Annotated in this window: 5 protein-coding genes and 1 tRNA gene; all 6 read left to right on the top strand. The window is 47.0% G+C overall.

Features of this window, described 5'->3' with window-relative positions; genetic code table 11:
* The 6 genes from QME20_RS08125 (at position 1) to QME20_RS08100 (ending at position 6,296) form a co-directional block, all read left to right on the top strand.
* A tRNA-Asn gene (locus QME20_RS08125) sits at positions 1-77 on the top strand.
* A gap of 193 nt (positions 78-270) precedes the next feature.
* Entirely contained in the window at positions 271-852 is a 582-nt protein-coding gene (rsxA, locus tag QME20_RS08120) for an electron transport complex subunit RsxA (RefSeq protein WP_014975993.1), read from the top strand.
* The gene (gene rsxB, locus QME20_RS08115) at positions 852-1,433 is read left to right on the top strand and encodes an electron transport complex subunit RsxB (RefSeq protein ID WP_014975992.1); all 582 of its coding nucleotides are present in this window, start codon (positions 852-854) and stop codon (positions 1,431-1,433) included. The genes rsxA and rsxB overlap by 1 nt, the downstream gene beginning before the upstream one ends.
* 5 nt (positions 1,434-1,438) lie before the next feature.
* Positions 1,439-4,330 carry an electron transport complex subunit RsxC gene (gene rsxC, locus QME20_RS08110; RefSeq protein WP_281715747.1) on the top strand — a complete coding sequence of 964 codons (2,892 nt, stop codon included), beginning with the start codon at positions 1,439-1,441 and terminating at the stop codon, positions 4,328-4,330.
* The gene (gene rsxD, locus QME20_RS08105; RefSeq protein WP_061485157.1) at positions 4,330-5,412 is read left to right on the top strand and encodes an electron transport complex subunit RsxD; all 1,083 of its coding nucleotides are present in this window, start codon (positions 4,330-4,332) and stop codon (positions 5,410-5,412) included. The genes rsxC and rsxD overlap by 1 nt, the downstream gene beginning before the upstream one ends.
* The gene (locus QME20_RS08100) at positions 5,412-6,296 is read left to right on the top strand and encodes an RnfABCDGE type electron transport complex subunit G (RefSeq protein ID WP_281715745.1); all 885 of its coding nucleotides are present in this window, start codon (positions 5,412-5,414) and stop codon (positions 6,294-6,296) included. The genes rsxD and QME20_RS08100 overlap by 1 nt, the downstream gene beginning before the upstream one ends.

The following is a 6,296-nucleotide window of genomic DNA, read 5'->3' as shown; positions in this document are numbered from 1 at the left end:
TCCCCCTTAGCTCAGTTGGTTAGAGCGACGGACTGTTAATCCGCAGGTCCCCCGTTCGAGTCGGGGAGGGGGAGCCACTTAGTTGGCTCTTAATCGCCTCACCCACTTCATTCTATTTTAATTCCTAAAACAACGCGTTTAGACATTAAATAACCCTAATTCAATCAAGTTGTTAAACCCGTTCTAAAAAGGGATAATAGACCTAATCTGTTTTTCTTTTTAATTCGCGGGCATTGTCCGTCAAAATTCCTCGAAGGAATTGCGTTATTCATGACTGAATTTTTACTGCTATTGATTGGTACAGTACTGGTTAACAATTTTGTGTTGGTTAAGTTTCTCGGCTTATGCCCGTTTATGGGTGTGTCTGGCAAACTTGAAACTGCCATGGGCATGTCTATGGCCACAACATTTGTTCTCACCCTTGCCTCTGCGTCGAGCTACCTAGTGGAAACCTATTTACTTGCACCATTGGGCATCGGTTACCTTAGAACGCTTGCCTTTATTCTTGTTATCGCGGTGGTGGTTCAGTTCACAGAAATGGTCGTGCACAAAACCAGCCCTACCTTATATAGATTATTAGGTATATTCCTTCCTCTTATCACAACCAACTGTGCCGTGCTTGGTGTAGCGCTATTAAACCTTACCGAACAGCATAATTTCATGCAGAGTCTTATTTATGGTTTCGGCGCTGCTGTGGGGTTCTCTCTTGTACTGGTGTTATTTGCGGCCATGCGTGAGCGTTTAGCTGCTGCTGATGTACCTGTATCTTTTAAAGGTGCCTCAATCGCTATGATAACCGCGGGTCTTATGTCCCTAGCATTTATGGGCTTTAGTGGACTGGTGAAAGTGTAATGACGATATCTACCGCTATTATATTCGCCGTTGTTGCCATTGGCGTCCTTGCGCTTATTTTTGGCTTAGTTCTGGGCTACGCGAGCATCCGCTTTAAAGTTGAGGGCGACCCGCTTGTTGAGCAAATAGATGCCGTACTACCACAAACTCAGTGTGGCCAATGCGGATATCCGGGCTGCAAGCCTTATGCTGAGGCAATTGCTGAAGGTGATGATATTAATAAGTGCCCACCTGGTGGCGAGGCAACGATTAAAAAGCTCGCAGACTTGATGGGAGTTGAACCTAAACCCCTTGATGCAGCTCATGGCGAAGAAGACGTTAAAAAAGTCGCGTTTATACGCGAAGACGAATGTATCGGCTGTACCAAATGTATTCAGGCCTGCCCTGTCGACGCCATTTTAGGTGCCGCCAAACACATGCACACGGTTATTACTGATGAATGTACAGGGTGTGACCTATGTGTAGATCCCTGCCCTGTCGACTGTATCGACATGGTGCCAATTGCTCAAACAACTTCTACATGGAAGTGGGATTTTGAATCATCGCCTAAAGGTGATATCCCCATCAAAATGGTGTCGTAATTGTGATGTACCCAAGTTTTGATTCAATTATAGAAACCCTTGAAGCGGGAAAGATGTACTCATTTCCAGGTGGCGTACATCCCGACGATAAGAAATCTCTATCTAATACATCAGTAATAAAGAAACCGTCGTTACCTGAATTATTGATTGTTCCTTTAAGGCAGCACATTGGCTCAGACGGTATCTGCTGCGTAGAAGTTGGCGATACCGTATTGAAAGGCCAAATTCTTTCGCAAAGCTCATCGCCTTTTTCTGTGCCAGTTCATGCGCCAACCTCGGGCGAGGTTGTTGCGATTGCTCCGCATGTTGTAGCGCACCCTAGCGGCCTAACAGAAATGTGTATTTCGATACGTCCTGACGGTAAAGACACATGGTGCGACCTATCTCCAATAGCAAATTATAGCGACATAGATAAGAACAAGCTTATAGAAGCTATTTGCCAAGCAGGAATTTCAGGAATGGGTGGTGCCGGCTTCCCTACCCATATAAAAACCTCAACGTCTAAACCTGTTGAGTTTCTTATTTTAAATGGGATTGAGTGCGAGCCTTACATTACTTCCGATGATCGATTGATGCGTGAGCACGCCTGGCAAATACGCCAGGGTCTAGATATTCTTACTCACCTTATTGGGCCGAAAGCCATAGTAGTTGCGGTTGAAGACAACAAGCCCGAAGCTTTCGAGGCACTCAATATTGCCTGTCAGGATAAGAAAGATTACCGCGTTGTTAGCGTTGAAACTAAATACCCTGCCGGCGGCGAAAAACAGCTGATTCAGGTTCTAACTGGCCGAGAAGTTCCAAGAAATGGATTGCCTGCCGACGTAGGCGTGATGATGTTCAACGTGGGTACCTGCTACGCTATTGCAGATGCCATATTACATGGAAAGCCACTCATAGAACGCATTGTTACCGTAACCGGTGAAGCCGTTGAATCACCAAGCAATTTTAGAGCGTTGTTGGGTACGCCCGTCTCTCATCTATTGGATGAAGCAAACTACAACCCGAAAAAACAGAAAGCACCTAAAGTGATTATGGGCGGGCCTATGATGGGCTTTACCTTATCAGACGCTACGATCCCCGTGGTTAAAACCACAAACTGTTTGCTGGTTCCTGCAAAAAAAGAGCTGGTAGACGACAATGCAGAGCGCCCCTGTATTCGCTGTAGCGCATGCGCCGACGCATGCCCTGCGTCGTTGCTCCCCCAACAAATGTTTTGGCACGCCAAAGCAAAAGAATACGATAAAGCCGAAGAATACGACCTTTTCGACTGTATAGAGTGCGGCGCATGTGCTTACGTTTGCCCCAGTGAAATCCCACTGGTGCATTACTACCGCCAGGCTAAATCCGAAATACGCATTCAGCGTGATGAAAAGAACAAGGCCGAGAAAGCTAAACAGCGTTTTGAAGCACGTAAAGAACGTTTAGAGCGCGAAAAACTTGAGCGCGAAGAAAAACATAGAAAAGCAAAAGAAGCACGATTAGCCGCCAACAAAGCCAAAGAAGAAAGTGCAGTAGCCGATAATGCGAATAGCGCTGTTGATGCTGGCGCAACTGAGGCCAAGGACAAAGTAGCGGCGGCGCTTGCGCGTGCGAAAGCAAAGAAAGCGGCTATGCAGGCCAACGCAAAGGATGAAAGTAATACAACAAATACCAACGAACCAAGCACTGCGGCAGACGATAAAAAAGCACAGGTAGCAGCAGCTATTGCCAGAGCTAAGGCGAAAAAAGCTGCACAAGCCCAGAATGAAGCTCAACTTGAAAGCGCGGATAAGCAAGGTGAACAGGCGTCATCGCCAGAAGATGATAAAAAGGCAAAGGTTGCTGCAGCAATCGCCAGAGCAAAAGCGAAAAAAGCCGCACAAGCTCAAAACGAAACGCAAGATGAAAGTGCTGTCGAACCATCAACCACAGAACGGCCAAGTAACCAGTCATCATCACCAGAAGATGAGAAAAAAGCTAAAGTTGCTGCCGCTATCGCTAGAGCAAAAGCAAAAAAGGCCGCGCAAGCCAGTCAGTCTGAAGCGTCTTCAGCAGAAGAACCTGCGGGCTCTCAAGGCGAAAAGCATACTGAACTTTCCGATACTGAAGCTAATTCAGAGCTAAACGCTGAAGCGCAGAAAAAAGCGCGTATTGCCGCGGCAATCGCTAAAGCTAAAGCGCAAAAAGCTTCTAAAAATAGCGAAAACGGGCAGCCTGATAAGTCAGTTTTAGAGCAAGGTGCGCCAACTCAATTAGATGAGCAAACAGACAGTCACTCCAATGAACAGCTAGATGAAAAGCAGGCTAGGATCGCAGCGGCGGTAGCGAAAGCGAAAGCTAAAAAGGCCGCTTCGCAAAAAACGCAAGCATCTGGCCCTGATGGCGAGGCTGGTATTGAGAATCAAGACGTTAACTCGCCAGAAGAAGCCAGTTTTCAAAGCGTCAGCGATCAAAACAGTAGTGCTCAGAGTGATAGCGCATCAGATCCTGCTAACAACTTGAGCGAAGCGGATGAAAAAAAAGCGCGCATTGCTGCTGCAGTGGCGAAAGCGAAAGCCAAAAAAGCGGCTAAGCAGGAAGAACATCAAGGAAGCGAGCAAACTGATGCTAACCACGCTGCCTCGACAAATGAAGCTGACGAGAAAAAGGCGCGCATTGCTGCCGCAGTGGCAAAGGCCAAAGCAAAGAAACTTGCTCAAGACAGTAATGGCAATTTAGCGACCTCATCAAATACTGCTGAACAGGAAAGTAGTAAAGCACATGAGCAGAGCGAATCGTCTAGCCGTGTAGGTCAAGCAACAAGCACGCAAGCGCCTTCTCAACCGACGGCACAAGATGAAAAAAAAGCGCGCATTGCAGCTGCAGTAGCAAAGGCTAAAGCAAAAAAAGCAGCAGCTGAACAAGAGAAAGAATCATAATGAAGTTAAGTTTATCGAGTTCACCACACCAACGGGTTAAACGCGATACTGGCCAAGTCATGCGTATGGTTATTTATGCCATGCTCCCTGGCATGATTGCACAATCCTTCTTTTTTGGCTGGGGAATGCTCATTCAAGCCATCATTGCAGTAGTGAGTGCACTGGTCATTGAAGGCGTGATTTTATTTTTAAGAAATCGCCCCATCGAGCGCACATTAACAGATTACAGCGCAGTATTAACCGGCTTACTCATCGCAATTAGTATTCCTCCTACCCTACCTTGGTGGATGACGGTAACGGGTGTTTTCTTCGCTATTGCGGTGGCTAAACAGGTTTACGGCGGGCTTGGCTTTAATATTTTCAACCCTGCCATGATAGCGTATGTGGTGCTGCTTATTTCATTCCCTGCGGCTATGAGCCTATGGCTGCCTCCTGCGACTCACGCTGGCATTACGCCAAGTTTCTTTGATTCGGTATCACTCATATTTACTGGTTTTACTACTAGCGGATACGATGTCACTCAACTCAAAACCATTGCCGATGGTGTAACCATGGCTACACCGTTAGACACATTGAAAACCGACCTAACGCAAGGCGTAACATACTCAGAATCATTAGCGAAGCCAATCTTCGATGGCGGGGTATTCGAAGCTGCTGGTGCTGGGTGGGGAATGGTGAGTCTTGCGTATTTACTTGGTGGCCTCTACCTTTGGAAGACCCGCGTTATCAGCTGGCATATCCCGGGAGGTATGCTGCTAAGCGTGTTTGTTTGTGCATCGCTGCTTCATTTAGCAAACGCCGATTACTACGCTTCACCGCTATTTCACCTGTTTAACGGTGCAGTAATGGTAGGCGCCTTCTTTATCGCCACCGACCCGGTTTCAGCGTCAACAACACCAAGAGGCCGCATTATATTTGGTGCAGCAATTGGCTTTTGGGTGGTAATAATCCGTACTTTTGGTGGTTACCCTGATGCTGTAGCGTTTGCGGTTATTATTATGAACATGGCGGTGCCTTTAATTGATTACTATACCCGTCCTCGCGTATACGGCAAAAACGTAAAAGGTCGAGGTAAACACTAATGATGAAAGAAAGCCTGGCCAAAAACGGCCTTATGTTAGGTGCGTTTGCCGTTGTTACCACAGCATTAATAGCACTCACTTTTTTTGGCACCCAAGATAAAATTGAGCAACAAAAGCAGCAAAAACTGCTAAGCGTACTTAATGAAGTCGTGCCTAGCGAATTCCACGACAATGCCCTTTACGCCAACTGCACAGAGGTCAATGCACCTGAACTTGGCAACAAAAAAGCCCGCAAAATATATCGTGCGACGTTAAATGGCCAACCTAGCGCATTAGTATTAGAAGCCACTGCTCCAGACGGATACAGTGGAGATATCGATATCGTAGTTGGTGTAAAAGTGGATGCACACGTTGGTGGAAACACACAAGGCAGCTCGAGTACTGACTCGCTCGACGATGAGAGCGAAAATCTCAATATCACCGCGTTAGCGCTCTCGGAGTTGGCCGAGCTTGATTCAACACCTCAGAGCCCATCAGAGCAAGACGAGAATGCGTCCGATATTTCTGCGCCCAACACTAATAGAATCAGTATGAGGGTGCTTGGCGTGCGCGTTATCGAACACAAAGAAACCCCTGGGCTTGGCGATAAAATAGAGCTTGCCGTTAGCAACTGGATAACGACGTTCAGTGACAAGCCCTTTTCACCCGACAATTTGGCGCCTTGGCAGGTCAAAAAGGACGGTGGTGAGTTCGATCAGTTCACTGGCGCTACCATCACGCCGAGAGCAGTAGTAAGAGCAGTACGCGAAGCCTTGCTTTATGCACAGGCCAACCAATCTGCACTTTTCAACGCCCCTAACACCTGCGCAATTACAGATTCCGTTGAAACAATTGATGCGATTAACGTGAATGAGGCTCAACCTCATAGTGTAGAGGAGCTATAA

Source organism: Alteromonas sp. CyTr2 (genome assembly GCF_947311905.1).
Lineage (GTDB): Bacteria > Pseudomonadota > Gammaproteobacteria > Enterobacterales > Alteromonadaceae > Alteromonas > Alteromonas macleodii.
This window is presented reverse-complemented; position numbering and strand designations above follow the sequence as displayed.

What these genes read in the sequence shown, in the direction of transcription:
- rsxA (WP_014975993.1), top strand. Translation starts at nt 271, where the DNA reads ATGACTGAATTTTTACTGCTATTGATTGGTACAGTACTGGTTAACAAT.
- rsxB (WP_014975992.1), top strand. Translation starts at nt 852, where the DNA reads ATGACGATATCTACCGCTATTATATTCGCCGTTGTTGCCATTGGCGTC.
- rsxC (WP_281715747.1), top strand. Translation starts at nt 1,439, where the DNA reads ATGTACCCAAGTTTTGATTCAATTATAGAAACCCTTGAAGCGGGAAAG.
- rsxD (WP_061485157.1), top strand. Translation starts at nt 4,330, where the DNA reads ATGAAGTTAAGTTTATCGAGTTCACCACACCAACGGGTTAAACGCGAT.
- QME20_RS08100 (WP_281715745.1), top strand. Translation starts at nt 5,412, where the DNA reads ATGATGAAAGAAAGCCTGGCCAAAAACGGCCTTATGTTAGGTGCGTTT.